At 66.0% G+C, this 26561-nt stretch carries 28 protein-coding genes; 15 read left to right on the forward strand and 13 right to left on the reverse strand.

The annotated features are described in order from the left end of the window. Positions 1 to 29: 29 nt before the first annotated feature. Complete coding sequence (locus tag D7325_RS09640) at positions 30 to 659, reverse strand: L-threonylcarbamoyladenylate synthase (protein WP_120995342.1); 630 nt, start codon at positions 657 to 659, stop codon at positions 30 to 32. Beyond that, the gene (locus D7325_RS09645) at positions 656 to 1531 is read right to left on the reverse strand and encodes a PHP domain-containing protein (protein WP_120995343.1); all 876 of its coding nucleotides are present in this window, start codon (positions 1529 to 1531) and stop codon (positions 656 to 658) included. Before D7325_RS09645 ends, D7325_RS09640 begins: the two co-directional genes overlap by 4 nt. Positions 1532 to 1711: 180 nt before the next feature. On the opposite strand from D7325_RS09645, the gene D7325_RS09650 reads away from it, so the two are divergent. From D7325_RS09650 to D7325_RS09670, 5 genes are all read left to right on the forward strand, one after another. After that, positions 1712 to 2011 (forward strand): YciI family protein, encoded by a 300-nt coding sequence (locus D7325_RS09650; RefSeq protein WP_120995344.1) that lies wholly within the window; start codon positions 1712 to 1714, stop codon positions 2009 to 2011. 63 nt (positions 2012 to 2074) lie between these two features. Next, positions 2075 to 2449, forward strand: a complete 375-nt coding sequence (locus D7325_RS09655) for a hypothetical protein (protein ID WP_120995345.1) — start codon at positions 2075 to 2077, stop codon at positions 2447 to 2449. Position 2450: 1 nt separating this feature from the next. Beyond that, positions 2451 to 3128, forward strand: a complete 678-nt coding sequence (locus tag D7325_RS09660) for a response regulator transcription factor (protein WP_120995346.1) — start codon at positions 2451 to 2453, stop codon at positions 3126 to 3128. A gap of 123 nt (positions 3129 to 3251) precedes the next feature. Next, on the forward strand, positions 3252 to 3641 hold the full coding sequence (locus D7325_RS09665; protein ID WP_120995347.1) for a Spy/CpxP family protein refolding chaperone: 390 nt from the start codon (positions 3252 to 3254) through the stop codon (positions 3639 to 3641). Positions 3642 to 3689: 48 nt separating this feature from the next. Then, the gene (locus D7325_RS09670; protein ID WP_120995348.1) at positions 3690 to 5006 is read left to right on the forward strand and encodes a sensor histidine kinase; all 1317 of its coding nucleotides are present in this window, start codon (positions 3690 to 3692) and stop codon (positions 5004 to 5006) included. Between the two features lie 10 nt (positions 5007 to 5016). On the opposite strand, the gene D7325_RS09675 is transcribed toward D7325_RS09670, so the two are convergent. Together D7325_RS09675 and D7325_RS09680 are read right to left on the reverse strand one after the other, a co-directional pair. Next, entirely contained in the window at positions 5017 to 5577 is a 561-nt protein-coding gene (locus tag D7325_RS09675) for a nitroreductase family protein (protein ID WP_120995349.1), read from the reverse strand. Positions 5578 to 5637: 60 nt separating this feature from the next. After that, on the reverse strand, positions 5638 to 6009 hold the full coding sequence (locus D7325_RS09680) for a YkgJ family cysteine cluster protein (RefSeq protein WP_120995350.1): 372 nt from the start codon (positions 6007 to 6009) through the stop codon (positions 5638 to 5640). 197 nt (positions 6010 to 6206) lie between these two features. On the opposite strand from D7325_RS09680, the gene D7325_RS09685 reads away from it, so the two are divergent. Then, positions 6207 to 7658 carry a TrkH family potassium uptake protein gene (locus tag D7325_RS09685; protein WP_120995351.1) on the forward strand — a complete coding sequence of 484 codons (1452 nt, stop codon included), beginning with the start codon at positions 6207 to 6209 and terminating at the stop codon, positions 7656 to 7658. Positions 7659 to 7661: 3 nt separating this feature from the next. Here the strand turns inward: D7325_RS09685 and D7325_RS09690 are convergent, their stop codons facing one another. Further along, positions 7662 to 8663 (reverse strand): AraC family transcriptional regulator, encoded by a 1002-nt coding sequence (locus D7325_RS09690; protein ID WP_120995352.1) that lies wholly within the window; start codon positions 8661 to 8663, stop codon positions 7662 to 7664. 135 nt (positions 8664 to 8798) lie between these two features. On the opposite strand from D7325_RS09690, the gene D7325_RS09695 reads away from it, so the two are divergent. The 5 genes from D7325_RS09695 (at position 8799) to D7325_RS09715 (ending at position 13044) form a co-directional block, all read left to right on the forward strand. After that, a complete protein-coding gene (locus tag D7325_RS09695; RefSeq protein ID WP_120995353.1) occupies positions 8799 to 9116 on the forward strand; it encodes an Mpo1-like protein in 318 nt (105 codons plus the stop codon). 18 nt (positions 9117 to 9134) lie between these two features. Further along, positions 9135 to 9710 (forward strand): HD domain-containing protein, encoded by a 576-nt coding sequence (locus D7325_RS09700; protein ID WP_120995354.1) that lies wholly within the window; start codon positions 9135 to 9137, stop codon positions 9708 to 9710. 130 nt (positions 9711 to 9840) lie between these two features. Further along, positions 9841 to 11229: an adenylate/guanylate cyclase domain-containing protein gene (locus D7325_RS09705; RefSeq protein WP_120995355.1), complete on the forward strand. Its 1389-nt coding sequence runs from the start codon at positions 9841 to 9843 to the stop codon at positions 11227 to 11229. Between the two features lie 72 nt (positions 11230 to 11301). Next, positions 11302 to 12063: an AraC family transcriptional regulator gene (locus D7325_RS09710; protein WP_120995570.1), complete on the forward strand. Its 762-nt coding sequence runs from the start codon at positions 11302 to 11304 to the stop codon at positions 12061 to 12063. 84 nt (positions 12064 to 12147) lie between these two features. Beyond that, positions 12148 to 13044, forward strand: a complete 897-nt coding sequence (locus D7325_RS09715) for a DMT family transporter (RefSeq protein ID WP_120995356.1) — start codon at positions 12148 to 12150, stop codon at positions 13042 to 13044. On the opposite strand, the gene D7325_RS09720 is transcribed toward D7325_RS09715, so the two are convergent. The 3 genes from D7325_RS09720 to recQ form a co-directional block, all read right to left on the reverse strand. Further along, the gene (locus D7325_RS09720; protein ID WP_120995357.1) at positions 13041 to 13319 is read right to left on the reverse strand and encodes an Rdx family protein; all 279 of its coding nucleotides are present in this window, start codon (positions 13317 to 13319) and stop codon (positions 13041 to 13043) included. The two genes, D7325_RS09715 and D7325_RS09720, sit on opposite strands and share 4 nt — an antisense overlap. 6 nt (positions 13320 to 13325) lie before the next feature. After that, positions 13326 to 13760, reverse strand: a complete 435-nt coding sequence (gene slyA, locus D7325_RS09725) for a transcriptional regulator SlyA (protein ID WP_120995358.1) — start codon at positions 13758 to 13760, stop codon at positions 13326 to 13328. A gap of 97 nt (positions 13761 to 13857) precedes the next feature. Next, positions 13858 to 15978, reverse strand: coding sequence for a DNA helicase RecQ (gene recQ / locus D7325_RS09730; protein ID WP_120995359.1), 2121 nt, complete (start codon positions 15976 to 15978; stop codon positions 13858 to 13860). Positions 15979 to 16135: 157 nt separating this feature from the next. Here recQ and D7325_RS09735 point away from each other — a divergent pair, with 157 nt between their 5' ends. Together D7325_RS09735 and D7325_RS09740 are read left to right on the forward strand one after the other, a co-directional pair. Continuing rightward, the gene (locus tag D7325_RS09735; RefSeq protein ID WP_120995360.1) at positions 16136 to 16723 is read left to right on the forward strand and encodes a UPF0149 family protein; all 588 of its coding nucleotides are present in this window, start codon (positions 16136 to 16138) and stop codon (positions 16721 to 16723) included. Between the two features lie 7 nt (positions 16724 to 16730). Further along, positions 16731 to 17156, forward strand: a complete 426-nt coding sequence (locus D7325_RS09740) for a YbaN family protein (RefSeq protein ID WP_120995361.1) — start codon at positions 16731 to 16733, stop codon at positions 17154 to 17156. Here D7325_RS09740 and D7325_RS09745 read toward each other — a convergent pair. The 3 genes from D7325_RS09745 to D7325_RS09755 all read right to left on the reverse strand — a co-directional run bounded on the left by D7325_RS09745 (position 17135) and on the right by D7325_RS09755 (position 20444). Beyond that, entirely contained in the window at positions 17135 to 17743 is a 609-nt protein-coding gene (locus D7325_RS09745) for a tRNA-uridine aminocarboxypropyltransferase (protein WP_120995362.1), read from the reverse strand. The two genes, D7325_RS09740 and D7325_RS09745, sit on opposite strands and share 22 nt — an antisense overlap. 6 nt (positions 17744 to 17749) lie before the next feature. Continuing rightward, positions 17750 to 19423 carry a DEAD/DEAH box helicase gene (locus tag D7325_RS09750; RefSeq protein WP_120995363.1) on the reverse strand — a complete coding sequence of 558 codons (1674 nt, stop codon included), beginning with the start codon at positions 19421 to 19423 and terminating at the stop codon, positions 17750 to 17752. 271 nt (positions 19424 to 19694) lie between these two features. Then, positions 19695 to 20444 (reverse strand): spermidine synthase, encoded by a 750-nt coding sequence (locus D7325_RS09755; RefSeq protein ID WP_120995364.1) that lies wholly within the window; start codon positions 20442 to 20444, stop codon positions 19695 to 19697. A 117-nt stretch (positions 20445 to 20561) separates the two neighbouring features. Between D7325_RS09755 and D7325_RS09760 the strand changes: the two genes are divergently transcribed. Then, on the forward strand, positions 20562 to 21911 hold the full coding sequence (locus D7325_RS09760) for a class II 3-deoxy-7-phosphoheptulonate synthase (RefSeq protein WP_120995365.1): 1350 nt from the start codon (positions 20562 to 20564) through the stop codon (positions 21909 to 21911). 15 nt (positions 21912 to 21926) lie between these two features. Here D7325_RS09760 and tusA read toward each other — a convergent pair whose 3' ends face one another. Then, the gene (gene tusA / locus D7325_RS09765; protein ID WP_120995366.1) at positions 21927 to 22178 is read right to left on the reverse strand and encodes a sulfurtransferase TusA; all 252 of its coding nucleotides are present in this window, start codon (positions 22176 to 22178) and stop codon (positions 21927 to 21929) included. A gap of 56 nt (positions 22179 to 22234) precedes the next feature. Further along, positions 22235 to 23284 carry a 23S rRNA (cytidine(2498)-2'-O)-methyltransferase RlmM gene (gene rlmM, locus D7325_RS09770; protein ID WP_120995367.1) on the reverse strand — a complete coding sequence of 350 codons (1050 nt, stop codon included), beginning with the start codon at positions 23282 to 23284 and terminating at the stop codon, positions 22235 to 22237. 185 nt (positions 23285 to 23469) lie between these two features. Here rlmM and acnA point away from each other — a divergent pair, with 185 nt between their 5' ends. Further along, complete coding sequence (acnA, locus tag D7325_RS09775; protein ID WP_120995368.1) at positions 23470 to 26145, forward strand: aconitate hydratase AcnA; 2676 nt, start codon at positions 23470 to 23472, stop codon at positions 26143 to 26145. Positions 26146 to 26561 lie beyond the last annotated feature (416 nt).

Raw genomic sequence — 26561 nt, forward strand, 5'->3', positions numbered from 1 at the left:
AGGTTCCTTGTGTGTTGAAACGTACGGCGTCAGGCCTGATCGAGGAACGGCGCGGGGTCTCCGCAGCCCGTCCTGAGGACCTCGGGCCGGCCATCGACGAGGCTGATCACCGTCGAGGCTTCGAGCCCACCGTAACCGCCGTCGATGATCAAGTCGACCTGATGTTCAAGCACCGGGCGCATGTCGTAGGGATCGCTCATCGGCAGGTCCTCGCCCGGCAGGATGAGGCTCGCCGTCATCATCGGCTCGCCCAGCTCGCTCAACAGCGCCTGTGCGATCGGCGCTCCCGGGACACGCAGACCAATGGTCCGGCGCTTCGGGTGCATGAGGATCCGCGGCACCTCGCGCGTGGCATCGAGAATGAACGTGTAAGGCCCCGGCACATGCGCCTTGAGCAGCCGAAAGGCGGTGGTATCGACTTTCGCGAACAGCCCGAGCTGGGAAAGATCGCAGCAGGCCAGCGTGAAGTTGTGCTTGTCGTCGAGGCGGCGCAGCCGCCGAATGCGCTCGACGCCGGTCTTGTTGCCCATCGCACAGCCCAGCGCATAGGACGAGTCGGTGGGATACACGATGACGCCGCCGCCACGCAGGATATCCACCGCCTGCTTGATCAGGCGCGGCTGGGGGTTTTCAGGATGAATCTGGAAGAACTGGCTCATACGGGCTCCTGCTCGGCGCTCCTTGAAAGCGGGTGGCCAAAATGCCGCCAGAGCGGCAACAGATCGCCGGGCAGCGCCCGGTAGAGACCGAGCTCCGACCAGTCGCCCGGGGCATGGAAGTCGCTACCGACGCTCGCCATCAAGCCGAACTCGCGCGCAAGCGTCGCGAGGCTGCCGACCTGTTCGGCCGGCTGCATGCCGTTCACCACTTCCAGGGCATGGCCGCCGGCCGCGGCGAAATCGGCAATCAGGCGACGGCGCTTGCTGCGCGTGAAGTCGTATTGCCAAGGATGCGCCAGGCTGATCCAGGCGCCGGCCTCGCGCAGGACGCGCACCGTGTCGGCGAGGCTCGGCCAGTGCTGTTTGACGTCGCCGAGCTTTCCCGAACCCAGCCACTTGGAGAAGGCTTCGGCCCGGTCACGCACATGCCCCGCGCGGACGAGGAATTCGGCAAAGTGCGGCCGTGCCGGCGCGTTGCCGCTCTCTCCCTGTGCTTGCTGAATGGCCCGCGCGCCATCGAACGCACCCGGCATGCCCTTGGCGGCCAGGCGCTCGCCGATCAGAGCGGCCCGCTCCCAGCGCCCCTGGTGCAGCGCATCGATGGCCGCGCGCAGCGAGGGGGAATCGACCTGGAAGTCATAGCCGAGCACATGGATCGTTGCACCGCCCCACAGGCAGGACAGCTCGATGCCGTTGATCAGCGTCATGCCTCGCTCTGCCGCCGCCGCGTGCGCAGCGGGCAGGCCGTCGAGCGTATCGTGATCGGTGAGCGCCAGGACGGTGATGCCGCGGGCGCAGGCACGCTCGATCAATGCATCCGGTGCCAGGGCTCCGTCCGACGCGGTGCTATGGCAGTGCAGGTCGATAGTCATGCCCAAAGGTATCTCCGAATTCGATTCTTTAAAGACCATGCAGGCGCCAACCGGTGCCGCGATCGTCGCTCGCAAGGGCTGCTATTATGCCGGGCGTTTGTCCGCCGCGGCGTCCCCTGCGGGAAACCACCCCGCATCTGACGCCAGCCACCGATTCGCTCTGACAGAAGGATGCAGACCATGCTGTACGCCATCATCGCCACCGACGCACCCGGCTCCCTCGAACAACGCCTGGCCGCCCGCCCTGCGCACCTGGCCCGCCTCGAAGCGCTGAAGGACGATGGCCGACTGGTACTCGCCGGGCCGCACCCGGCGGTGGACAGCAACGATCCGGGCGCTGCGGGCTTCACCGGTAGCCTCGTGGTCGCCGAATTCGAGTCGCTCGAAGTCGCTCAGCAGTGGGCCTCGGAAGACCCCTACAAGGCGGCGGGCGTCTACGTCGACGTGATCGTCAAACCCTTCAAGAAAGTCCTGCCCTGACAGCCGCACCGGCAGCCCCTCCGGGCGGCTGAACCGCGCCGTACCTGGAAAAAGGAGTTCCACATGCGCATCGGCTCACTCATGTTGCTGCTCGCCTTCGCGACGCCCACCGCGGCGTTATTCGCCCAGACACCTGCCACGCCTCCTGGTTTACCGACGCAGCAGACGACCACCCTGGCGTCACAGCGGCCAGCCCACACAACGCAGGCGGCACCAAGCCTGTCGCTGCCGGTCGATGCGGAGCGCGTCGTTCGGTTGGAAAAGGAGAACGCCCAGCTCCGGCAACGGCTGGCGCAGGCGGAGGCCGCGGTTACACCGCCGATGTTCGATGAACGGCAACGATGGTTCGTGATCGGGGGCGTCCTGGCACTGGTGTGCTTCATTCTGGGCACCGTGAATGGCCGCGGGCGCCGTCGGCGGATGCTGTGGTTGAACTGAAATGACCGATCTGTTGCTCATCGACGATGACCAGGAACTCTGCGACCTGCTGGTGAGCTGGCTGTCGCAGGAAGGCTTCCAGGCGACGGCCCGCCACGATGGCGAAAGCGCGCGCGCCTACCTGGCCGGGCATCAGCCTGCCGCGGTGGTGCTCGACGTGATGCTGCCCGACGGCAGCGGGCTGGAATTGCTCAAGCAGCTGCGCACCGACCATCCCGACCTGCCGGTGCTCATGCTGTCGGCGCGCGGCGAACCCCTGGATCGCATCATCGGCCTGGAACTCGGCGCGGACGATTACGTCGCCAAGCCCTGCGACCCCAGGGAGCTGACAGCGCGGCTGCGGGCCATCCTGCGCCGCGCACAACCCGTGGCGGCACCCAATCAGCTCGCGAGTGGCGACCTGAGCTACAGCCCGGCGCGCGGTATCGCCACGCTGGGTGAACAGGAAGTAGCGCTGACCCTGTCAGAGGGCCGGATACTCGAAGCCCTGCTGGCCCAACCCGGCGAGCCTGTGGGCAAGCAGGCGCTGGCACAGGCCGCCCTCGGCCGCAAGCTGACGCTCTACGACCGCAGCCTGGACATGCACGTCAGCAACCTGCGCCGCAAACTCGGCCCCCATGCCGATGGCCGCCCTCGAATCGTGGCGCTGCGCAGCCGCGGCTACCTGTACGCCCCCTGACTTTACCCAGCCTTTACGGACGGCTGACTTCACCTGACGAGCCGCGCCCTAGACTGGCGCTGTCCGGTCAAGGCAAGCAGGTGCCGTCTGGCACTGGCCGCCGGCAGTCATAGGAGACCCATCATGCGCAAGACCCTGATCGCCCTCGTGTTCACCGCAGCGCTGCCCGGCCTGGCGATGGCCATGCCCGACGGCGAAGGCGGACGGCACCACGGCAAGCACGACATGCACCCCCCCTTCAAGGAGCTCGACCTGACCAAGGAGCAACGCAAGGAGATGCGTGAGCTCATGGGCAAGCAGTGGCAGGCCCATCGCGACATCGTCCAGCGCTACCTGGATAAGCTGCCCGAAGCCGAGCGCAAGGCCATGCAGGACGAACTGACCGCCAGCCGCCAGTCGACCCACGAGGCAATTCGGGCCTTGATGAAGCCCGAGCAGGTCGAGAAATTCGACAAGCTCCACGCCGAAATGAAAGCCAAGCGCGCCGAACAGCTGGCAGACAAGACCGAATGATGATGCGACGTCCGCCCGCACCGGGCGGACGTCGAAGCGGGAGGCTGCGTGCGCTCACTTTTCTGGCGAATCTTCGCGACGTTCTGGCTGGCGATCGCCCTCGTGGCGGCGCTGGCCATCCTGCTTGGGCGCGCCCTAAACCAGGACGCCTGGATTCTCAGCCGCCATCCCGCCATCCGGGATCTTGCCGAGAACTGGACGCTGCTCTACGAGCGCGAAGGGCCGATCGTTGCCCAGCGCGCCCTCGAAATCCACCGGCGCACCCAGCACATCGACGTGCAGGTGCTGGGCGAGAACGGCCTGCCGGTCGTGCGCGGCACCTTCCCGCCGCGCGCCGCGGTGTACGAAGCGCGCGAACGCAACGCCCGGCGCCTGCCGTGGCGTCGTATCACCGCCGACTACACCAGCCCCGAAACGGGCGAAACCTACCTGTTCATCTACCGCATCCCGCTGCCTGAACTTCAAGCCTGGCACCGCGGCAGCCTGTTGTGGCCGCTGAGTGCGCTGGGGATCGCCTTGATCGTCCTGACGGGCTTCAGCCTGCTTCTGACGCTGTCGATCACCCGCCCGCTCGACCGTCTGCGCAAGGCCGTCCACGACCTGGGTCAAACCAGCTACCAGCAGGATTCGCTCGCACGGCTATCCAAGCGAGGCGACGAGCTGGGCGTTCTGGCGCGGGACTTCAATCGGATGGGCGCGCGCCTGCAAGGGTTGATCGGCAGCCAGCGACAACTGCTGCGCGACGTTTCGCACGAACTGCGCTCGCCACTGGCACGCCTGCGCGTGGCGCTGGCGCTGGCCGAACGTGCCACACCGACCGAGCGAGAGGTCATCTGGCCGCGTCTGGCGCGCGAATGCGATCGCCTCGAAGCGCTGATCAGCGAGATCCTCGAACTGGCGCGGCTGGACGCCGACCCCGGCCCGCCGCGGCCGGTGCCGCTGGCCGATCTGCTCGCCTCGCTCACCGAACACGCGCAGTTCTACCGACCGGATCAGCTTCTCGACGTGAATGCCGAGCCGGGCCTCAGCCTCGACGGCTGGCCCGAGATGATCGAGCGCGCGATCGACAACCTACTGCGCAATGCGCTGCGCTTCAATCCGGTCGGCCAGCCGGTTGTGATCGAGGCGCAGCGTTCAGGGGAACGAATTCGCCTCAGCGTACGCGATCACGGCCCCGGCGCTCGGGATGAAGACCTGCCCAGGCTGGGTGAGCCCTTTTATCGCGCGGCGGGCCAATCCGAACCGGGGCATGGTCTGGGACTGGCCATCGCGCGCCGGGCAGCGGAACGGCATGGCGGCGAGCTGCACCTGGCCAACCACCCGGACGGCGGTTTCGTCGCAACGCTGCTGCTGCCGGCCGCTTGAGCCCGGCGCCTCAGTGCGCCGGCCAGGCGCTGACGAACGCATCCGGCGCCAGCTCGGGCGCACGACGAGGCTCGCAATCCGGCGTGCCGATGTAGATGAAGCCGAGTATGCGCTCGCCGTCCGCGAGGCCGAGCCCTCGCTCCACCTCGGGGTGGTAGGCCAGGTCGCCGGTTCGCCAGACGGCGCCGAGCCCCTCGGCATGGGCCGCCAGCAGGATGCCGTGCGCGGCGCAGGCGGCTGCCAGGTGCTGCTCCTGCACCGGAACCTTCGGGTGATCCTTCGGCGATGCGATGACGACGATCAGCAAGGGCGCACGCAGCGGCATCTTGCGCGCCTTGGCGATCAGTTCATCACTGGCAGCCGCGTTGCACGCCACCGCACGGGCCAGCACCTCGCCCAGCGCCTCCCGCCCCGCTCCTTCGATGGTCAGAAAGCGCCAGGGCCGCAGCTGGCCATGATCGGGCGCCCGCAGCGCCGCGCGAAACAGCCGGTCACGCTGGGCCGCGTCCGGCGCTGGCTCGCGCAGTCGGGGTACGGAAACGCGGTTAAGCAATAGATCGAAAGCGTCCATCCAGACCTCCTCAAGAAGAAGGCCCATTGTAGGGGCATGCGGCGCGTCAGCGGGCAACCATCAGGCCACGCGATCCGGCGCCAGGATCGGCTGCAGCGGTGGCATCAGCGGCGGCAGGCCATGCGCCGCGCGCGCCGCATCGCAGTGCGCGTTGGGCTCGCCATTGGCCCAGGACGCCTCGAACTCGCGGCAGGTCGAGGAGCGCTGTTCGTAGACCGTGCAGCGCACCCCGCAGCCGACGTCGCCCATCAGCCCGACGCAGCGCGCCGGCTTGCTGTCGGTTCCACGCATCGCCACGTGATAGGGGCTGATCTGGACGGTCAGGTCGTCCGGTACCGTCCCGCCATTGGAGGCACATTCCCCCCAGTAAAAGGACACACGGAAATAGGCGCAGCACGCACCGCACGTCAGGCAGGGGTTGTCGAGCGACATCGAGAGGATACTCAGGAAACCGGAATGGGCCGGCGCCCGGGCGGCTATTCTAGTGATCGGCCTGCCTTTGTGAAGAGGCCGCCAGTCGGCTTCACGCAACGCCGGCCGGACACCACCAAGGCCCGGCCCGTCGCGGTTTACAGCCCGGCGCAGGCGGGTAGAATTGGCGGCCCTTTTCGTCGCCGAGCAAGTCACTCATGGCACTGCCGACGTTGCGCACCATCGGTTTCATACTCGGCATCTTCCTCGTCACCCTCTCCGTCGCCATGCTGGTACCGCTCCTGACCCTCTGGGTGTTCGAGCGCAACGATGACCTGCACGCGTTCGTCTGGGGCAGCGCCATCACCTTCGGAACCGGTGCCCTGCTGATCGCCACCGGGCACAAGGTGCACGCCAAGCTTCGCCCGCGGGACATGTACTTCCTCACCACCATGAGCTGGGTCGGCGTATGCATCTTCGCCGCGCTGCCGCTGATGCTGATCCAGCACATCAGCTACACCGATGCGTTCTTCGAAGCCATGTCGGGCATCACCACGACCGGCTCGACCGTGCTCTCGGGGCTGGATTCCGCTTCGCCGGGGCTGCTGATGTGGCGCTCGCTCCTGCAATGGATCGGCGGCATCGGCTTCATCGGCATGGCGGTGGCCATCCTGCCGCTGCTGCGCGTCGGCGGGATGCGTCTGTTCCAGACCGAATCGTCGGATTGGTCGGAGAAGGTCACGCCTCGCTCGCACGTCGCCGCCAAGTACATCCTCGGCATCTATCTGGTGTTCACCGTCACGGCGATCGTGGCGTTCTGGCTGGCGGGCATGTCCTGGTTCGATGCCATCAACCACGCCTTCACTGCCGTCTCGACGGGTGGCTATTCGACCTCCGATGCGTCGCTGGCGAAGTTCAGCCCGGCCTCGCACTGGGTCGCAGTCTTCTACATGGTGCTGGGGAGCCTGCCGTTCACGCTCTACGTGGCGACCCTGCGAGGCAACCGCCGGGCGCTGCTGCGCGACCAACAGGTGCGCGGCTTCCTTTTCCTCTTGGTAGCCGTTTCAGCGCTGTTCAGCCTCTGGTATTGGCTGACGGTCGGCGGCAGCGCCCTCGATGCGGTGCGCATCGTGACCTTCAACGTCGTCACGGTCGTGAGCACGACCGGGTATGCGCTGGGTGACTACACCCAGTGGGGCGGCTTCGCGGTGATGGCGTTCTTCTACCTGACCTTCATCGGCGGCTGCTCGGGCTCGACCACGGGCGGGTTGAAGATCTTCCGGTTTCAGGTGGCCTACGAAATGTTGCGCGCCTATCTCAACCAGCTCATCCACCCCCGCGCGGTGATCAAGCAGCGTTACAACGGCCACACCATCGACGAGGAGATCGTTCGCTCGATCCTGACCTTCTCCTTCTTCTTCACCATGACCATCGCGGTGCTGGCGCTGTCCCTGGCGCTGCTTGGCCTGGACATGATCACCGCCCTGACCGCCGCGGCCACGGCCGTCTGCAACGTCGGCCCCGGCCTCGGTCCGGTGATCGGGCCGGCCGGCAACTTCTCCACGCTGCCCGATGCGGCAAAGTGGCTGCTATCGATCGGCATGCTGCTAGGACGGCTGGAAATCATCACCGTCCTGGTGCTTTGCACGCGCGCCTTCTGGCGGCACTGAAGGTCAATCGCCGGCGCGGAACGCCTTGGGCGTCGTCCCGAACCAGCGCTTGAATGCCCGAAAGAAGTTGCTCGGATCGGAAAAACCCAGCAGGTAGGCGATCTCCAGCAGGCGTAGCTCGGGCTGCGCCAGGTATTGCCGGGCCAGCGTGCGCCGCGTCTCGTCGAGCAACACCTGGAAACTCGTGCCTTCCTCCTGCAGCCGCCGCTGGAATGTCCGTGCGGACAGGTTGAGCATGCGCGCGACCGCCTCTTTCTTGGGCTCGCTCTGCGGCAGCAGACGACAGAGGATCTGCCGCGTTTCGTGACTGAGCCGGTCACTGGCGAAGCGCGCCAGGTAATCCCCAGCAAAGCGATCGTGCACCAGCGCCAGGGCTTCGTTCGCCGACGGCAGCGGCCGATCGAGGTCGGCGTTGCCGAAGAGCAGCGCGTCCTGCTCGGCGCCGAAGCACAGGGGCGCCGCAAAGATGTCGCGATACGGGGCCAAATCGGCGGGCGCCGCGCCCTGCAACCGTACCTGTCGCGGCACGATGGGCGTGTCGGTAAGCCATCGACAAAAGGCGAGCAGGCTGGCCAGCGCCCCTTCGGCCGCCTGGCGGGCCGGCGGCAAGGCGTCGCCATGGATACGCAAGCTCAGGACGCAGCCTTCGCCCGTCTCGATCATGCCAAGCTCGGCCCCTTCGGCGATGATCCGCTGATACCGCAGCAGCCGCGCGAAACCCTCGCGCAGCGTACCGCTGGTCATCAAGGCATACCCCACGACATGCATGGCCGCGGGCCGGATCACCTGGGCCATGCGCAGGCCGATCGCCGGATCGCCGGTCAGCTCGACCGCCCGGTGCCAGAGCCGGGTGATGTCGTCCTGTGGGAAGCGCGCTTCCGGGTCGTCCAGCGCGTCGTAGTCGAGATGCAGCTCATGGAATAGGCGCGGGCAATCGAGACCGGCCAGGGTCAGCGCCTGGACGATGCTCTGAACCCAGCGGGAGGAGGTGGTGCGCTCGGTCATAGGCTTTCCGCTTGTGCCGACGCGCGCCTGCGCCCGGCCGAGGTGGCCGCAAGGATACTAAACTGGCATCGATTGTCACTGGCGCGGCCAGGCCGCAGGCCTAGACTGCGGGCAGACAATGACAGGAGGTGCGAGATGCGCGCGCAAACCACCGGACGCTTCACCCGCTTTGCCGATTTCTATCCCTTCTACCTCGAGGAACACCGCAACCCGACCTGCCGGCGCCTGCACTTCGCCGGGAGCGTGCTGGTGCTCGCCTTGCTGGCCGCCACGCTGGCGACGGGCCAATGGTTACTTCTGCTGGCGATGCCCGTCGTGGGCTATGGCTTCGCCTGGGTCGGTCATTTCGTCTTCGAGAAGAACCGGCCGGCAACCTTCCAGTACCCGCTGTACAGTTTGCTCGGCGACTGGGTGATGTTCCGGGACATGCTGATCGGCCGCATCCGCTTCTGACCGCTCGAGGCCACGTCGATGACACACAGAGCCACCTTCAAACACATGCAAGACGGCACCGCCGATGACTGGGCGATCATCGCCGCCGATTTCGGCGCCTATGCTCGCGGTCTGCCGGAACGGGTCATCGCTCACCTCAAGCTCCTGGATGGCGATTTCGGCGGCTTCCCGGTCGATCGGCTGACCCACTCCCTGCAAACGGCCACCCGCGCCCACCGCGACGGGCGCGACGAGGAGTACGTCGTCTGCGCCTTGCTGCACGACATCGGCGATACCCTGGGCACCTACAACCATCCCGACATCGCCGCCGCCATCCTCAAGCCCTTCGTCAGCGCCGAGAACCACTGGATGGTGGAAAAGCACGGCCTGTTCCAGGGCTATTACTTCTTCCATCACCTGGGCATGGATCGCCATCTGCGCGAGCAATTCAACGGCCATCCGCTGTACCAGCACACCGCCGAATTCTGCGCGAAGTACGACGCCGCCGCGTTCGACCCGGACTACGACACGCTGCCGCTGGATTACTTCGTGCCGATGGTCCGGCGCGTCCTGGCCAGGCCCCGGCAATCGATCTACCGAAAGACCGAAGACTGAGCGGCACGCCTTTCGGCAGGCATGTTTGGCGTCAAACCCCGGCTTGGCTATCATGCCGCCGACCCGGGCACCGCCATGGACACCGGCAGTACGTCGACGCGACGCGCGACGATTCAAAGGGACCGCACGCATGAATTCAGTTCTCGGTGACCGACGCAAGGGCCTGGCCTCACGGCCGCTGCGCGAATACCACTCCCGCGTCCTCGCCTTTCTCGCCTGCGCCGCCAGCCTGGCCGCCGGGACCTACACCCAGTTCTATTCGATCGAACTGCTGTGGATGGTCCCCTACGCCCTGCTCTACCCGCACCTGGCCTACCACCTGAGTTATCGCTTCCGCCGCGATCACGCGGAGCTGACCAGCCGCACCCTGCTCTGCCTCGACGCGCTGAATGCCGGTTGCGCCATCGTCCTGCTCGGTTTCACGCCGGTTCCGAGCCTGATGTTCCTGCTCATCCTGACCTTCAGCGCGCTGATCACCGGTGGCGTCCGGCACTTCCTGATGGGCCTGCTCTGGCTCTCGGTCGGCATCGCGGCTTGCAGTCTGCTCGTCCCGCTGCAGCTCAAGGCACCGACCGACACCCTGGTGGCGTTGGTGAGCATCGCCTTCGCGACGCTGTACATCTGCATCACCGCTTATTTCGTGCATCAGCAGGACCTGCGCCTGGCCGAAGCGCGTCGGGAGATCGAGGCCGAACAGGCCAAGGCGGCACGCCTGGCGCGCAACCTCGCCAAATACCTCTCGCCCCAGGTTTGGGAATCGATCTTCAACGGCAAACGGCATGTCCGCCTGGAAACCCAGCGGAAAAAGCTCACCGTCTTCTTTTCCGACATCAAGGGCTTCACCGAGCTGGCCGAAGAGCTGGAAGCCGAGGCACTCACCGATCTGCTCAACACATATCTGACCGAAATGTCGCGCATCGCCCTCAAGCACGGCGGCACCATCGACAAGTTCGTCGGCGATTGCGTCATGGTGTTCTTCGGCGATCCGACCACCCAGGGGGCCAAGAAGGATGCCGTCGCGGCCGTCTCGATGGCCATCGCGATGCGCAAACACATGAAGGTGCTGCGCCAGCACTGGCGTGCGCGGGGTATCACCAAGCCGCTGGAGATCCGCATGGGCCTCAACACCGGCTATTGCACGGTGGGCAACTTCGGCGCAGACACCCGCATGGACTACACCATCATCGGGCGCGACGTGAACCTCGCCAGCCGCCTGGAAAGCGCCGCCGAGGCCGGTGAAATCCTGATCTCGCACGAGACCTACTCACTGGTGAAGGACCTGATCATGTGCCGCGACAAGGGCCAGATCCCGGTCAAGGGCTTCTCCCGTCCGGTGCAGATCTATCAGGTCGTGGATTTCCGCCGCGATCTCGGGGCGACCTCCAGTTACCTGGAGCATGAGCTGCCGGGCTTTTCGATGTACCTGGACACCAACGGCGTTCAGAACTTCGACAAAGACCGAGTGATTCAGGCGCTCGAACAGGCGACCGAAAAACTGCGTGACAAGGTCATTCTCTGAGGCATGACTGGCTCACCCGGCGGCGCGCGCTAAACTGGCGACCCGCTACGGAGAGAGCCGCACGTGAGCGCCATCCTGTCCCTGCGCGATTACACGCGCGACGTCATCTGCCATAGCCATGACCACGTGCAGCTGCTGTTCGGTCTGCAGGGCACGCTCGACCTCGAGATCAGCGGCCACGCGGGCTCGCTGCGACGCCTGCCCCGGCAAACGCTCGCCGTCGTACCGGCCGCGACGCAGCACGCCTGCGACAGCCGGACCGGTAGCCGTTGCCTGGTGCTCGACGTGCCGGAGCACTGGGTGCGCAGCCGCCTCGCCGGGCGTACCGACAGCAGCCTGCGACTGTTCGAGCGACCCCTGATCCAGGACATGACCGTGTCCCAGTACCAGCTCGTAGACTGGCTCGCCCGGCACGCCACCATCGACCGCACGCTGGGCGAACATGGCGCGGCGCTGCTCATCGCCAGCCTTGCGCAAGACTGCGCACCCGCCGAAGCGTCGGCGTTTCCGCTCGCTGCCCTGCGCGCGCACATCGACCGCCACCTGCAGCATCCCTTGCAGGTGGCTGACCTGGCCCGGTTATGCGGGCTGTCCGTCGCCCGCCTGCATGCGCGCTTTCTCGCCGAAACCGGGCACTCGCCGATGGCATACGTGCGCGAGCGCCGGCTGGCGCGTGCTCACGCCTTGCTGCAAAGCACCGACCTGCCCATCGGGGAGGTCGCGGCGAGGGTCGGTTACGACTCGCAGAGCGCGTTCGCCGCCGCCGTCAGGCAGGCCTACGGCAAGAGTCCGAGGCAGCTCAAGCGAGAGCCTCTCGACAAAACTGGCGAGTAGGCTCGACAGACGTCGCGACGCCCCTCGCGCTAAGGTGCCTCCATGTCGGTGGCAGCCCGCCACCCGCTCTTCGACGGATATGCCATGACGCGGCGCCAGGCGCTTATTGCCATCCACATCGGTGCATTGATGTTCGGCCTCTCCGGCGTGTTCGGGAAACTGGCCGAAAGCGCCCCCCTGTTCATTACCTTCGCCCGGGCGCTGTTCGCCGTCCTGGCGCTGGCCTCCGCGGCCACCCTGATCGATATTCGCGGCGAGGCGATCAGCTGGAAGCGAGGCGCGGGACTGGTTGCCGGCGGGCTTCTGCTGGGAGGTCACTGGCTGACCTTCTTCATCGCCGTGAAAACCGCGGGCGTCGGCATCGCCACCCTTGGCTTCGCGAGCTTTCCGGCCTTCACCATCCTGCTCGAAGGCGTGCTGTTCCGTGAGCGAACCCGGCCTGTCGAATTCGCCCTGGTTGGGCTCGTCTGCGTTGGCCTGGTACTGGTTGCGCCGACGCCCAGCGTGCAGAGCGAGGCAACGCTGGGGCTTCTCTACGGGGTGCTCTCGGGCCTGTTGTTCGCCATGCTGGCCCTGCTCAACCGCGCCGTGACGCGTGGCATCAATCCCATCCGCGCAGCGCTCTGGCAGAACCTGGCGATCGTGCTGGTGCTGTTGCCGTGGAACTGGCAAGGCATCGGCGAGGTTCCTGCGATGGACTGGCTGTGGCTCGCCATGCTGGGCGTGCTGTGCACCGGGCTCGCGCATAGCTTCTTCGTCGCCAGCCTGCGCGTACTGAACGCGCGTACGACCTCGGTGATCTTCGCCCTGGAGCCGGTCTATGGCATCGCCTTCGCCTGGTGGCTGTTCGCCGAGCGACCCGGCGGCGCCATGCTTTTCGGCGGCGCCATGATCATCCTGGCGAGCGTCATCGCCAGTCGCCTGAAAGAGCCGGATGCTCGCCCCGCACCGGGCAGGCCGCCGGTCGCGCAGGAACCCTAGCGGTCGTTGTGACCCAGCGACCGGTCGGGATCGATCCGATCGCGGACACGCTGCTTCAGCACCTTCGCCTCGGGAAAGCCCTGGTCGCGTTTTCGCTCCCAGATCTCATGGCCATCACAGGTGATGCGGAACACGCCGCCGGTTCCCGGCTCAAGGCAGACACGACCCAGGTCGTCGCTGAAGGTCGAGAGAAGCTCCTGCGCCAGCCAGGCCGCTCGCAGCAGCCACTGACATTGCGTGCAGTAGGTGATGACGATCTCCGGTCTGGTAGCCATGGGTCCTTACTCCCTTGTCAGGTTGGCGAGGATGCGCTCGTGCACGTCCTCGCACCGTCGTACGTCTTCTTCGGCAATGCCGACGAACACTTCGCTTCGCATCTGCGAGGCGATGGTCTCGATCTGCTCGATCAAGGGCCGCGCCTGCTCGGTCAGGGTCACGCGCTTGGCACGACGGTCTTCGGGCACCGTCACGCGCTTGACCAGCCGCTGCGATTCGAGGCTGTCGAGCAGCCGAGCCAGCGTGGGCCCTTCGACGCCGACGATTTGCGCCAGCTCCCGCTGGGTGGGCGGCGATTTCATGACCGAGAGGTGGCGAAGCACCAGCCAGCGCGCCTGAGACAGGCCCAGGTTCGCCAGTCGCCGATCGAGCTCGGCGCGCCAGGCGCGGGAAAGCAGCGCGAGCTGCAAGCCAAAGGAATGTTGCGAGTACTGCGGCATGGCAAAAGGATTCCAGGGTGATGCTTATTATTAGGAAACTAAGCATAGTCCAGCCGCTGCACAAGCGCAGCGGCCAGGGAAAACGCTTCAAGGCATGTCATGCCTGGAATTCAAGCTCGAGCGCGGCGCGAATGCAGTGCAGCACGCCAACCGGCACCTTGCCGAAACGGCCCGCGACATCGGCGACAGAAGGCAGCTCGCCATCGCCCTCGAGGAAGGCGTCCTGGATATCCATGAGCAGATCCGGTGGCAGGTCCAGCGCCTGATCGAGCGAAAGCTGCTGCGCGCCAATCGCCTCGGCCAGCATCGCGTAGACGTTCTTCTCACTGCACTTGAGCTGTTGCGCGATTTGCGCCGGCGTCATCCCGGCGCGTGCGAGGCTGATGAGCTCATGCCGCACATCGCCGGCCGGTTCGGTAACGCTCACGCCCGAACCGGCCAGCACGGCGAGGAAAGCCTCCCCGTAGCGCTCCAGCTTGCGCGCCCCGACGCCGCTGACCTGGGCCATGTCCGAGAGCGTGGAAGGCCGGCTGCGCAGCATCTCTAGCAAGGTGGCATCGGGAAAGATCACATACGGCGGTACGCCATGCTCCTCGGCCAGCTTGCGGCGCAGCGTGCGCAACGCCTCCCATTGCTCGCGTTCCTCGGCGCGCACCAGCTGGCTGGCGTTGCTGCTCGCCGGCTTCGGCGCCTTGACCGTCTCGCGCCTTAGCGCCAACTGGGTTTCGCCGCGCAGCAACGGCCGGCAGGCATCGGTCAGGCGCAGCCCGCCGTAGCCGTCCAGATCGATGTCGGCCAAGCCGCGCGCCACGAGCTGGCGAAAGATAGAACGCCATTCGGCTTCGGAGCGCTGCTTGCCGATGCCGAATACGCTCAGATGCTGATGGCCGGGGCTGCGAATTTTCTCGTTGTCCCGCCCGAGCAGGATGTCGACGAGATGCCCGACGCCGTAGCGCTGGCCGCTGCGGTAGATCGCCGACAGCGCCTGGCGAGCGGCCTCGGTCGCATCCCAGGTCTGCACGCCATCCACGCAGTTGTCGCAGTGACCGCAAGGTTGCGCGAGTTCCTCGTCGAAGTAGGCCAGAAGGGCCTGCCGCCGACAGCGCGTCTCCTCGCAGAGTGCCAGCATCGCCTCGAGCTTGTGCTGTTCGACGCGCTTGTGTCGCTCATCGCCCTCGGAGCTGGCGAGCATCTGCTTGAGAAACACGACGTCCTGGAGCCCGTAGGCCATCCAGGCGTCGGCCGGCAGGCCGTCGCGCCCGGCACGACCCGTCTCCTGGTAATAGGCTTCGAGCGACTTGGGCAGGTCCAGATGGGCGACGAACCGCACATTGGGCTTGTCGATACCCATGCCGAACGCGATGGTCGCCACCATGATCAAGCCCTCCTCGTTGAGGAAGCGGCGCTGGTGGTAGCTGCGCAACTCGCTCGATAGTCCCGCGTGATACGGCAGCGCCGGAAAGCCCTGCTCGCTGAGGAACGCGGCGGTGTCGTCGACTTTCTTGCGCGACATGCAGTAAACGATGCCGGCGTCTGCCCGCCGCTCGGCGAGGAATCCGAGCAACTGCTTGCGCGGCTGATCCTTCGGGACGATCCGGTAGAAGATGTTCGGCCGGTCGAAGCTGGAGAGAAACCGCTCCGCCGCCTCCAGGCGCAGGCGCTGCACGATTTCTTCACGGGTCCGGCGATCGGCCGTCGCGGTCAACGCAACGCGCGGTACGCCCGGAAAGAGTTCGGCGAGCTGGCCAAGCTGGAGGTATTCCGGGCGAAAGTCGTGTCCCCATTGCGACACGCAATGGGCCTCGTCAATGGCGAACAGCCCGACCCGAAGCGACTGCAGGAAGGCCAGCATGCGGGGCTGCACGAGGCGCTCGGGCGCGAGGTAGAGAAGCTTGATCTGTCCGGCCCGCAACCGCTCGGCGATCTGCCGCTGTTCGTCGGCCGACTGGCTGGAATTGAGCGCAACCGCCTCCACGCCGAGTTCGTCGAGCGTCGCGACCTGGTCATCCATGAGCGCGATCAGCGGCGAGACCACCACGGCCAGCCCATCGCGCAGCAGCGCCGGGACCTGATAGCACAGGGACTTGCCGCCGCCGGTCGGCATCAGCACCAGGGCGTCGCCCCCCGCTGCGACTCGCTCGATGATCGCCGCCTGGTTGCCGCGGAATGCGTCGTAGCCAAAGACGTCTTTCAGGGTGCGTAGCGCTTGGTCGAGCATGCGAATCTCCGAAAACGAGGCGCGCAGTATACGTGAGCCCGCCCGCCACCTGATCCGCAATCGTCAGGCGGACCTTCCGGCGGCAAAAGCCCGCGGTAGCCGTGGCGGGCGGTGTGAACTAGAATCCGACGTCGTTTCTCCTCCCAGGTAGCCCCCGATGTCTTTCGCCGAGCAACTCGCCCGCCTGCAAGTGTTTCTCGATGCCGATGATCTGCACGAAGAAGCGCTCGACTACATCGCCGCGCACGGTTACCTCACGGCCCTGTGCATCTGTCCGCAGGAGGTGCCGGAGCGTGAATGGATCGACGCCCTCTTCGCCGAGCCGCCGCATTACCGCGACGACACCGAGCGTGACGCGATCGAAGCCACGCTGATCCAGCTCAAGGCGCATATCGCCCGGCAACTGGCCAGCGACGAGGACATGGAGCTGCCGTGCGATCTCGACATGGGCAGCGAGCCGGACGATTCCGATCTCAGGGGCTGGTGCATCGGCTTCATGGAAGGCGTGTTCCTGCGCGAGGCCGCCTGGTTCGAAGACGCCGAGGACGAAGTCAGCGAGCTGCTCCTGCCGATCATGGTCGGATCGGGGCTGTTCGATGAGCAGCAGGAATTCGCCGACATCGCCGACGACAGCGAGTTGGTCGACGAGATGGTCGGCCAGATTCCCGAGGTGCTGACCGCGCTGTACCTGATCTGCCACGCCCCCGAAGAAAAGCCAGCCCTGCTGAAGCCGCGGCGTCACTGACTCGCCAATGGCGCACGGCGACCAGCCTCGCTTTCGCAATCCGCTTCTGCGCTATGCGGTACTGGCGATCGGCTGGCTTGCCGTGGCGCTGGGCGTCATCGGCATTTTCCTGCCGGTCGTACCCACCACACCCTTCCTGCTGCTGGCCGCAGCCTGCTTCGTTCGCAGTTCGAGGCGCTTCTATGACTGGCTGGTCAACCATCCCTGGCTGGGCCGCTGGCTGCGGGACTACCTCGAGGGCAACGGCATTCCGTTGAGGGGAAAGATCTACGCGATCGTGACCATGTGGATCAGCATCGGTATCTCGTGCTGGCTGGTACCGCTGTTCTGGGCTCGCGCCGGCATGCTCACCAGTGCGGTACTGGTGACCCTGTACCTGCTCAAGCAGAAGACGCTGCCCATGCGGCCGCGTCAGGATTCGCGACCGGAATAGTTGCGCTGGTAGGTCGCCTCGCCCATCTCGGCGATCTGGGACGCTATCAATGCCTCGAAGGGGGCCAGCAATTCATCGAACGAAGCCGGCGGTTCGAGGGCATTCAGCGTTCGAACGACCGCCTCGATCGTGGATAACGCCTGCGTCGACGGCGCCTTGCGCAAGCGATAGCGACCCGGCGGCCCGTCCGGCACCACGACTCGCGGCAGCCCCTCGAGCACGGGATTGAGATAAAGCAGCTTGCGTGCCTTCTTCCAGGTCCCGTCGGGCACGATCAGCAACCGCTCCTTTGCATCGTCTTGATGATCGATTGCCAGATCGGTAGTGGAGATTGCCGCGGCGCCCGGAAAGAGCAACAAGGCGCGATGCTCGGCGATCAGTTCTGCCAGCGCCGGGAAGGTTTCGCCCACCCAGAGGTCGGCCTTGCACAAACCCAGTGACACGAAGCGCCCCGTATTGAGCGCATGGCGAGTCTCGTCCGGATGCTGCAGGAGCAACACCCGGGTCCGGTTGTCAAGCGAGGGAATGAGCGCGCACAGGCACAGACGTACAGGCCGCCCGCAGCGCGCGCATTCAAGGCGCGCCACCGGCGGTCAGTCTTCCCGGTAGCGACGCAGCTTCAGTTGCTTGCCGCCGACACGGGTGTCCTTGAGCTTGCCGAGCAGGCGATCGAGACCGTCTTCTGGCAGTTCGACGAGGCTGAAGCTTTCGCGAACCTGGATGCGGCCAATCGCCTCGCGTGCCAGCCCGCCTTCGTTGAGGATGGCGCCCAGCAGGTTCCGCGCAGCGATGCCATCGCGCGCACCGAGTGCGGTACGGCAACGCACGCGGCCCTCGGCAAGCGGCATCGGCGCGCGGCGTTCACGGTCGCGATCACCACCGCGCTCGCTTCGCTCCGAACGCTCGCGAGGCGCACCGCCGCCGGTCGGCACCAGCGGTTGATCCTTCTCGATCTGCGCCAGGGTCAGCGCCTGATCGTTCGTGGCTTTGCGCAGCAAGGCAGCGGCCAGCGCGCGTGGGCTGCAGCCGATATCGGCGATCAGCTTGTCGAACAGCTCACCATGGCTCTGCTCCGCCTCGGCCGCCAACGGTGCGAGGCTGGCGGTCAGCTTGCGCAGGCGGGCGTCGAGGATTTGTTGCGGCGTCGGCAGGCGTACCTCGGCGACCTTCTGCCCCGTGACACGCTCGATGACCTGCAGCATGCGCCGCTCGCGCGGCGTGACCAGCAGCAGCGCGCGACCTTCACGACCGGCCCGGCCCGTACGGCCAATGCGGTGGACGTAGGACTCCGGGTCATACGGCATGTCCACGTTCACTACGTGGGTGATGCGCGGCACGTCGATGCCGCGAGCCGCCACGTCAGTGGCCACGACGATGTCCAGGCGCCCGTCCTTGAGCGATTCGATCACGCGCTCGCGTTGGTTCTGCGCGATGTCGCCGTTGAGGGCGGCGGCCTTGTAGCCCTTGGCTTCCAGCGCGGCCGCCAGGTCGAGCGTCGCCTGCTTGGTGCGAACGAAGGCGATCAGCGCATCGAACTCTTCGACCTCGAGCAAACGCAGGATCGCCGGGATCTTCTGGTCGGCATGCACCATCAGGTGCGCCTGCTCGATCTTGGCGACCGTCTGCGTCTTGGCGGCGATCTTGATGTGCTTCGGTTCGCGAAGGTGCTTCTCGGCAATCGCCCGGATCGAGTGCGGCAGCGTGGCCGAGAACAGGACGCTCTGGCGCGTCTCCGGCATCGCCTCGAAGATGACCTCCAGGTCATCCATGAAGCCGAGCTTGAGCATCTCGTCGGCTTCGTCGAGCACCATGAAGCGGATGGTCGACAGCAGGCCGCCGTTGCGGCTCAGGTGGTCGACGAGGCGCCCCGGGGTGGCGACGATGACTTGCGCGCCCTGGCGGATCGCCTTGAGCTGCGGGCCCATCGGGGCACCGCCATAGATGGCGACGACGCTCAGTTCCGGCATCTGCGCCGAATAGGATTCGAAGGCCGTGGCGACCTGCAGCGCCAGCTCGCGCGTCGGGGCGAGGATCAACGCCTGCGGCTCGCGCCGGGCCGGATCGATCATCGAAAGTATCGGCAGCGCGAAGGCCGCGGTCTTGCCGGTTCCGGTCTGGGCCTGGCCGATCATGTCGTGACCGCCGAGGATTACCGGAATGGCTTGTGCCTGGATGGGTGAAGGTTCTTCGTAACCGACCGCCGAGATGGCGGCGAGCACGGAAGGATGAATGCCGAGCGCGGCGAAAGTGCCGAGTTCCTGGGTCATGGGATCTGCCTCTGATGCATCCGCAAAGACCCAAGATCCAAGGCTGCGCATGCCATGCAAGACCCGAAGGTCACCCTGGCAGCCCGGTCGCCGGCTTTGCGAAAGATACAAGAAATGATGAAACGTCAAGGATAGTCCGCACGCGGACTGCAGCCGAAGCGGGTGCTTCGTAAAAGTGCAACTTGAACGGGCCGTTTTGGCCGGCGCGCACTATACATGAAGATTTGCCTTTTGGGTCAGCCTTTTGCTCTGCGTCACATTCTGCCGACGATCAGCTCGGCGGCCGTATCGCCTCGATCAGCGAATCGAGCGAGTAACCGAGCATCGGCGCCAGGCGCGCCGCGCGGGTACGCAGGCCATCGAGGTCAAGCGTCTGTTCCAGCGAACCCGGCACCAGCAGGATGACGTTGCCCTCCTTCACCGGTATCTCCCAGTAATGCCGATGGAACAGCCCGCGAAGCAGGGCCGCTCCCAGGGGCCTGCCATCCGCGGATGCCCACTGGTTGATGACCAGCCAGCCGTCCTCGGCCAGCCTCGCCTGGCATCGCTCGAGAAAACGCCACGCCAGGTGCGCCGGCGCCGGACCGACGTCGGTATACAGGTCGACGAATACCAGATCGGCCTGCTCCGCGCTGTCGAGCAGTGCGTTCGCATCGCCCACCCGAACATAGAGCCGCGGATCGTCGCCGAGCCCCAGGCAGCGACTGGCGAGCTCGACCACCGCCGGCCGCAGCTCGATGGCTTCGACATCCTCCAGCGGCAGGAAGCGCAGGCAGGCCTGGGTCAGCGTGCCCGCGCCGAGCCCCAGGAAGAGCGCGGTCTCCGGGGCCGAATGACAGAGGGCGCCGACCAGCATCGCGCGGGTGTAGTCGTATTCGAGCCACGCCGGGTCGGCGGTGAAGACGCAGCTTTGCTCGATACCCTCGCCGAACTCGAGGAACCGATAGTCACCGACTTCCACGACGCGAACGACGCCATAGTCGTCCCGTACCTCGGCCAGCAGCCGTTCTTCGTCCACCATCGTGCCCCCCCCCACAGAAGTGGCCGCATCTTAACAGCGCCATATAGCCTGGCTATCAGCGCGGCAGGCGGTCATGGAGTACCATCGCCGCTCTCTCATGCACGATGGAACTGCCCGATGAATCCGCCCTGGAGCCCGACCAGCTGGAGATCCAAGCCGATCCAGCAACAGCCCGAATACCCTGACAGCGCTCACCTCGCGAAGGTCGAAGCGACCCTCGCCAGCCTGCCGCCGCTGGTGTTCGCGGGTGAAGCCCGGGCGTTGCGCAGCCAGTTCGCCGAAGTCACCCAGGGGCGCGCATTCCTGTTGCAGGGGGGCGACTGCGCCGAAAGCTTCGCCGAATTTTCCGCGCCGAAGATTCGCGACACCTTCAAGGTGCTGCTGCAGATGGCGGTCGTCATGACCTTCGCGGCCGGCTGCCCGGTGGTGAAGGTCGGCCGCATGGCCGGCCAGTTCGCCAAGCCGCGCAGCGCCGGCATGGAGACGATCGACGGGCTGTCGCTGCCGGCCTATCGCGGCGACATCGTCAACGGCATCGATTTCGATGAGCGCAGCCGGGTGCCCGACCCCGAGCGTCTGATGCAGGCCTATCACCAGTCGACGGCAAGCCTCAACCTGCTGCGCGCCTTTGCCGGCGGCGGCTTCGCCGACCTGCACCAGGTGCACAAATGGAACCTCGACTTCATCGCCAGCTCGGCGCTGTCGGAGAAGTACCACCAGCTCGCCGATCGCATCGACCAGACGCTCGCCTTCATGCGCGCCTGCGGCCTGGATGATGCGCCGCAGCTGCGCGAGACCAGCTTCTTCACCGCCCATGAGGCGCTGCTGCTGAACTACGAGCAGGCCTTCGTCCGCCAGGACAGCCTGACCGGCGGCTGGTACGACTGCTCGGCGCACATGCTGTGGATCGGCGACCGCACCCGTCAGGTCGATGGCGCGCACGTCGAGTTCCTGCGCGGCGTCGGCAATCCCATCGGGGTCAAGGTCGGCCCGAGCATGGACACCGACGACCTGATCCGCCTGATCGACATCCTCAACCCGGACAACGACCCGGGCCGCCTGAACCTGATCGTGCGGATGGGCGCGGACAAGGTCGAGGCGGGACTACCGCGTCTCGTGCGGGCCGTGCAGGCGGAGGGCCGGCAGGTCCTGTGGAGTTCCGACCCGATGCATGGCAACACCATGAAGGCCTCGAGCGGCTACAAGACGCGCGACTTCGAGCGCATCCTTGCCGAGGTTCGGCAATTCTTCGAGGTGCATCGTGCGGAGGGCAGCTACCCGGGCGGCATCCATATCGAGATGACCGGGCAGAACGTCACCGAGTGCATTGGCGGCTCGCGGCCGATCACTGAAGACGGCCTGAGCGATCGCTACCACACGCACTGCGATCCGCGGCTCAATGCCGATCAGTCGCTGGAACTGGCGTTCATGATCGCCGAGACGCTCAAGCGCGTCCGGCCGACTTGATGGATGGCCGACGCGTCAGTCGGCCTTCTTGCGAATCCAGTAAAGATAGCGGCCGGCGTCCTCAGCCTGCCCGACCAGTTCATGGCCGAGAAAAACGCAGAACTTGGGGATGTCGCGCTGCGTGGACGGGTCCGTTGCGACGACCTTGAGCAACGCGCCGCCGTGCAGATCGCGGACCTTGTTGTGCAGCATCATCACCGGTTCGGGGCAGTTCAGGCCGCTGGCGTCCAACAACGCGTCGGCGGGTGCATCGATAGAGTGGGTCATACGGGGCTCCAGAACAGGACGGCATTGTCGCGCAGAGTGCCGGCAAGGTCACCGGCTTAAAGGCGGCGCAGGTGGCAGGTCACTTCCTCGCGGTCGTGATACAGCTGCTTGCAGCCCAGCGTCACGCGCAGCCCGCGCGCTTGCAGGCCCTCTTCCACCCGCGCGAGCAGGCGGCGGACTTCGGCATAACGCTGCTTCATCGGCAGCTTGAGGTTGACCACCGCCTCGCGGCACAGTCCCTCGCCGATCCAGGCCTCCATCAGCGCGGCATTGCGGGCGGGCTTTTCGACGATGTCGCACACCATCCAGTCGACCGGACGGCGCGGTCGAAAGGCAAATCCGTCCGCCCGTACGTGATCCACCAATCCCGAATCCATCAGCTGCTCGTTCATCGGCCCGTTGTCGACCGCGCTGACCTTCATGTGCCGGTTGACCAGCTGCCAGGTCCAGCCACCGGGCGAGGCGCCGAGATCGACCGCGGTCATGCCCGGCGCCAGTCGGGCGTCCCATTCGGCGCGCGGCAGAAAGTGGTGCCAGGCTTCCTCGAGCTTGAGGGTGGAGCGACTGGGCGCTTCGCGGGGAAACTTCAGGCGAGGGATGCCCATCGGCCAGAGCGCGCTGTTGTCCGCCGGGGCGAGGCCGACGAACACCTCGCGTCCGCTGACGAATGACAGCAGCAGGCGCGGCCCGGCGGTGCCCTCCTTCAAACGGCCCTGCCGGATCAATGCCTTGCGCAGCGGCCCTTCGAACTTGCGGCAGAAGGTCGACAAGGCCTTGCCCTCGTTGGTGTCGAACACTTCGAGCCACAGGCTGCCGGCCACTGGCGCACCGTCGAGGCTCTGCTCGATCGCGCCGAGGCGATCTCCCTCGGGTAACGCGATGAAGCCGCCGGCCGCCCACTGCCGGATGAAGATCAGGCGTGAGAACTCCAGCGTGCGCACCAATCGCCAGGCCTCCTCGGGCGTGCCGCAGACGAACTGCGCATAGGCGCTGTTCGGCTTCGCCCTGGCATAGCCCGATACGCCCAGCTCGGCGGCCAGGTCGTTGATTTCAGCGCAGACTTCGTTCTCGAAACCGGGTCGGCAGTGCAGCAGCAGAGTGTCCATCGCTCGTCTCCGATACGCCGTTGCACGCCTACCACAGCAGCCGGCGCGAGGCGGCGCATGATAGCCGAGGGGGAACCCCACCGCATCGCGCCCGGTCCAGTGAAATGGCGAAACCCTTCCCGCAGGGCTATTTTTTGACTCTGCGAACCAGCCAACCCGACCGTGCGGGTACGAGGAGATGAGCAATGCCCTCCCTGGATAGCCTCAATTGCCGCCGCAGCCTGGAGGTTGCCGGCCAGACCTACCACTATTTCAGTTTGCCGGACGCTGCCCGGTCGCTCGGCGACATCAGCCGCCTGCCCGTTTCACTGAAGGTGCTGCTGGAGAACCTGCTGCGCTGGGAAGACGGCGTCACGGTCCAGCCGGACGACTTCACCTCGCTGGCGGTGTGGCTCAAGACACGCAGCTCCGAGCGCGAGATCCAGTACCGCCCCGCCCGCGTCCTCATGCAGGATTTCACCGGCGTGCCGGCGGTCGTCGACCTCGCCGCCATGCGCGACGCCGTGGCGCGCGCGGGTGCCGACCCGCAGAAGATCAATCCGCTGTCGCCCGTCGACCTGGTCATCGATCACTCGGTGATGGTCGACCGCTTCGGCGACGCGAACGCTTTCGAGGAAAACGTGCGCATCGAGATGGAGCGCAACGGCGAGCGCTACGAATTTTTGCGCTGGGGCCAGCAGGCCTTCGACAACTTCCGCGTGGTGCCGCCGGGCACCGGCATCTGCCATCAGGTCAACCTCGAATACCTGGGCCAGGTCGTCTGGACGCGCGAAGAGAACGGCGAAACCTACGCCTACCCCGACACCCTGGTCGGCACCGATTCGCACACCACCATGATCAACGGCCTGGGCGTGCTCGGCTGGGGCGTGGGCGGCATCGAGGCCGAAGCCGCGATGCTCGGCCAGCCGGTGTCGATGCTGATTCCAGAAGTGGTCGGATTTCGCCTGACCGGGCGTCTCAACGAAGGCGTCACCGCCACCGATCTGGTGCTGACGGTGACCCAGATGCTGCGCAAGCACGGCGTGGTCGGCAAGTTCGTCGAGTTCTATGGGCCTGGGCTGGACAACCTGCCGCTGGCCGACCGCGCGACCATCGGCAACATGGCGCCGGAATACGGTGCCACCTGCGGCTTCTTCCCGGTCGACCAGATCACCATCGATTACCTGCGCCTGACCGGGCGCGACGAGGCCCGCATTCAGCTCGTCGAGGCCTATTGCAAGGCGCAGGGCATGTGGCGCGATACCGACTCGCCGGACCCGGTGTTCACCGCCTCGCTCGAGCTCGACCTCGCCGACGTGGTGCCTTCGCTGGCCGGTCCCAAGCGCCCGCAGGACCGGGTTTCGCTCGACACCATCGGCTCGGCATTCGACCTTTTGCTCGAAACCGGCGGCAAGAAGAACCAGGCGGACACGCCGTTCGACGTTGCCGGAGAAGACTTCAAGCTCAAGCACGGCGCCGTCGTCATCGCGGCGATCACCTCCTGCACCAACACCTCCAACCCGAACGTCCTGATGGCCGCCGGCCTGGTGGCGAAGAAGGCCATCGAGCGCGGACTCAAGCGCCAGCCCTGGGTGAAGTCATCACTGGCACCCGGCTCCAAGGTGGTCACCGACTACCTCGAGCGTGCTGGCCTGACACCCTACCTCGACCAACTGGGCTTCCAGCTCGTCGGCTACGGCTGCACCACCTGCATCGGCAACTCCGGGCCGCTGCCTGAGGCGGTCGGTACGGCAGTGGCCGAGAACGACCTCGTCGTCTGCTCGGTGCTTTCCGGCAACCGCAACTTCGAAGGGCGCGTGCACCCACTGGTCAAAGCCAACTGGCTCGCCTCGCCGCCGCTGGTGGTGGCCTTCGCCCTCGCCGGCACCACCCGGATCGACATGAGCCGCGACCCGCTCGGCTATGACGACGCCAACCGGCCGGTGTACCTGCGCGACATCTGGCCGAGCAGCGCCGAGGTCAACGAGGCGGTGGCCAGGATCGATGGCCAGATGTTCCGCCAGCGCTACGCCGATGTGTTCACCGGCGAGCCGAGCTGGCAGCAGATACCGGTGTCGGCCGGCAACACCTACGCCTGGAATGCCGATTCCAGCTATGTGCAGAACCCGCCGTTCTTCGAAGGCATCGGCGAGCCGGCACCGGCGCCGAAGGACATCGAGAACGCCCGGATCCTGGCGCTGTTTGGAGACTCCATCACCACCGACCACATCTCGCCGGCCGGCAACATCAAGGCCAGCTCGCCCGCCGGGCTCTACTTGCAGCAGCTCGGCGTAAAGCCGGAGGACTTCAACTCCTACGGATCGCGCCGCGGCAACCATGAAGTGATGATGCGCGGCACCTTCGCCAACATCCGCATCAAGAATGAAATGCTCGGTGGCGAAGAAGGTGGCAACACCCTCTACCAGCCCGGCGGCGAGAAACTCTCGCTTTACGACGCGGCCATGCGCTACCAGGCCGAAGGCATCCCGCTGGTGGTCGTCGCGGGCAAGGAATATGGCACCGGCTCGAGCCGCGACTGGGCAGCGAAGGGAACCAACCTGCTCGGCGTGAAGGCCGTGATCGCGGAGAGCTTCGAACGGATTCACCGGTCGAACCTCATCGGCATGGGTGTGCTGGCGTTGCAGTTCGTGGGGGATCAGAACCGCCACACGCTGGGGCTCGATGGTACCGAGCGGCTGTCCATCCTCGGACTCTCCGCCGACATCAAGCCACGCCAGTTGCTCACCGTCGAAATCGAACGGCAGGACGGCAGTTGCGCCAGCTTCCAGGTGTTGTGCCGCATCGACACCCTGAACGAGGTCGAGTACTTCAAGGCCGGCGGCATTCTGCACTACGTATTGCGCCAGTTGATCGGCAGCTAGCACGGTAGCGAGCGATGGTCGGGCCAGGGAGAAAACAGACACCTTGGCCCGGCCGAGTGCAGCAGGCCAGTCAGACCTGCTCGAGGCTGTCTGAACGTAACGAGCGCTAGCTTGGCAATGACCGGCGAGAAAACGGGTGGGATTTCAGTGATATGCAGGCAATAAGGATCGGCCGCTGACGAGCGTCCTGCCCGTCAACGACCGATTGGTAGATCGGCGCCCCGCCGCCCACCGACATCCCTGTGGGTTCCTCTCCGCCTTCGCCCTGAAGGAAGCTCCCTCTCGCCACCGCGACCAACGCTCCGTCATTCACCTCGCGGCGTTCCCTCCCTACACGGCCCGGCCTCCGTCGGGATACGGCATCCTGCCGTCCGAATCGTCCCTGACATGGCCTCCTGCCGGCTCGGTCCTTCGAG

It is taken from the genome of Stutzerimonas urumqiensis (genome assembly GCF_003640395.1).
Taxonomy (GTDB): domain Bacteria; phylum Pseudomonadota; class Gammaproteobacteria; order Pseudomonadales; family Pseudomonadaceae; genus Stutzerimonas; species Stutzerimonas urumqiensis.

Excerpts from the sequence above, each read along its gene's own strand:
- D7325_RS09740 (WP_120995361.1), top strand. The coding sequence starts at position 16,731 with ATGGCGCACGGCGACCAGCCTCGCTTTCGCAATCCGCTTCTGCGCTAT.
- D7325_RS09755 (WP_120995364.1), bottom strand. The coding sequence starts at position 20,444 with ATGGTGGACGAAGAACGGCTGCTGGCCGAGGTACGGGACGACTATGGC.
- D7325_RS09760 (WP_120995365.1), top strand. The coding sequence starts at position 20,562 with ATGAATCCGCCCTGGAGCCCGACCAGCTGGAGATCCAAGCCGATCCAG.
- acnA (WP_120995368.1), top strand. The coding sequence starts at position 23,470 with ATGCCCTCCCTGGATAGCCTCAATTGCCGCCGCAGCCTGGAGGTTGCC.
- D7325_RS09735 (WP_120995360.1), top strand. The coding sequence starts at position 16,136 with ATGTCTTTCGCCGAGCAACTCGCCCGCCTGCAAGTGTTTCTCGATGCC.
- D7325_RS09675 (WP_120995349.1), bottom strand. The coding sequence starts at position 5,577 with ATGGACGCTTTCGATCTATTGCTTAACCGCGTTTCCGTACCCCGACTG.
- D7325_RS09750 (WP_120995363.1), bottom strand. The coding sequence starts at position 19,423 with ATGACCCAGGAACTCGGCACTTTCGCCGCGCTCGGCATTCATCCTTCC.
- D7325_RS09640 (WP_120995342.1), bottom strand. The coding sequence starts at position 659 with ATGAGCCAGTTCTTCCAGATTCATCCTGAAAACCCCCAGCCGCGCCTG.
- rlmM (WP_120995367.1), bottom strand. The coding sequence starts at position 23,284 with ATGGACACTCTGCTGCTGCACTGCCGACCCGGTTTCGAGAACGAAGTC.
- D7325_RS09660 (WP_120995346.1), top strand. The coding sequence starts at position 2,451 with ATGACCGATCTGTTGCTCATCGACGATGACCAGGAACTCTGCGACCTG.
- D7325_RS09720 (WP_120995357.1), bottom strand. The coding sequence starts at position 13,319 with ATGGCTACCAGACCGGAGATCGTCATCACCTACTGCACGCAATGTCAG.
- D7325_RS09645 (WP_120995343.1), bottom strand. The coding sequence starts at position 1,531 with ATGACTATCGACCTGCACTGCCATAGCACCGCGTCGGACGGAGCCCTG.
- D7325_RS09715 (WP_120995356.1), top strand. The coding sequence starts at position 12,148 with ATGACGCGGCGCCAGGCGCTTATTGCCATCCACATCGGTGCATTGATG.
- D7325_RS09695 (WP_120995353.1), top strand. The coding sequence starts at position 8,799 with ATGCGCGCGCAAACCACCGGACGCTTCACCCGCTTTGCCGATTTCTAT.
- D7325_RS09690 (WP_120995352.1), bottom strand. The coding sequence starts at position 8,663 with ATGACCGAGCGCACCACCTCCTCCCGCTGGGTTCAGAGCATCGTCCAG.
- slyA (WP_120995358.1), bottom strand. The coding sequence starts at position 13,760 with ATGCCGCAGTACTCGCAACATTCCTTTGGCTTGCAGCTCGCGCTGCTT.
- D7325_RS09685 (WP_120995351.1), top strand. The coding sequence starts at position 6,207 with ATGGCACTGCCGACGTTGCGCACCATCGGTTTCATACTCGGCATCTTC.
- recQ (WP_120995359.1), bottom strand. The coding sequence starts at position 15,978 with ATGCTCGACCAAGCGCTACGCACCCTGAAAGACGTCTTTGGCTACGAC.
- D7325_RS09665 (WP_120995347.1), top strand. The coding sequence starts at position 3,252 with ATGCGCAAGACCCTGATCGCCCTCGTGTTCACCGCAGCGCTGCCCGGC.
- D7325_RS09680 (WP_120995350.1), bottom strand. The coding sequence starts at position 6,009 with ATGTCGCTCGACAACCCCTGCCTGACGTGCGGTGCGTGCTGCGCCTAT.
- D7325_RS09655 (WP_120995345.1), top strand. The coding sequence starts at position 2,075 with ATGCGCATCGGCTCACTCATGTTGCTGCTCGCCTTCGCGACGCCCACC.
- D7325_RS09700 (WP_120995354.1), top strand. The coding sequence starts at position 9,135 with ATGACACACAGAGCCACCTTCAAACACATGCAAGACGGCACCGCCGAT.
- D7325_RS09705 (WP_120995355.1), top strand. The coding sequence starts at position 9,841 with ATGAATTCAGTTCTCGGTGACCGACGCAAGGGCCTGGCCTCACGGCCG.
- tusA (WP_120995366.1), bottom strand. The coding sequence starts at position 22,178 with ATGACCCACTCTATCGATGCACCCGCCGACGCGTTGTTGGACGCCAGC.
- D7325_RS09650 (WP_120995344.1), top strand. The coding sequence starts at position 1,712 with ATGCTGTACGCCATCATCGCCACCGACGCACCCGGCTCCCTCGAACAA.